Raw genomic sequence first — 504 nt, 5'->3', positions numbered from 1 at the left:
ATTCGTGTTGTCACCTACAATTTCATGCCGTTGCTCGACTGGACGCGGACCGATCTGGCTTGGCCGCTGCCCGACGGCGCGCTCGCGCTGCGCTTCGAGCTGGAAGCGGTCGCTGCGTTCGACCTTCATCTGCTGCAACGTCCCGGGGCGGAACAGGATTACAGCGCTGGCATGGTCGAGGCTGCTGCCCGACGCTTCGCTGCCATGGACGACGACGCTCGCCGCACGCTCGAACGCACCATCATCGCTGGCCTGCCCGGCAGCGAGGAGAGCTTTACCGTCGACGCCTTTCGCCAGGCGATCGCAACGTATGACACGATCGATGCCGATCAGTTGCGCGCCAACCATGTAGCGTTTCTGGAGGCAGTCTGCCCGGTGGCCGATGCGCTGGGCCTGCAGCTTGTCGTTCATCCCGACGATCCGCCCTTCCCGATCTTCGGCCTTCCGCGTGTCGTCAGCACCGAGGCCGACGTCACCGCCCTGTTCGAGCGCGTCCCGAATGCG

1 protein-coding gene is annotated in these 504 nt (G+C 65.1%); it reads left to right on the top strand.

Features of this window, described 5'->3' with window-relative positions:
* The coding region (gene uxuA, locus AACY45_RS28030) for a mannonate dehydratase (RefSeq protein ID WP_339548722.1) at positions 1-504 on the top strand (504 nt) is incomplete at both ends.

It is taken from the genome of Pseudomonas sp. RA_35y_Pfl2_P32 (assembly GCF_963970735.1).
Classification (GTDB): Bacteria; Pseudomonadota; Gammaproteobacteria; order Pseudomonadales; family Pseudomonadaceae; genus Aquipseudomonas.
This window is presented reverse-complemented; position numbering and strand designations above follow the sequence as displayed.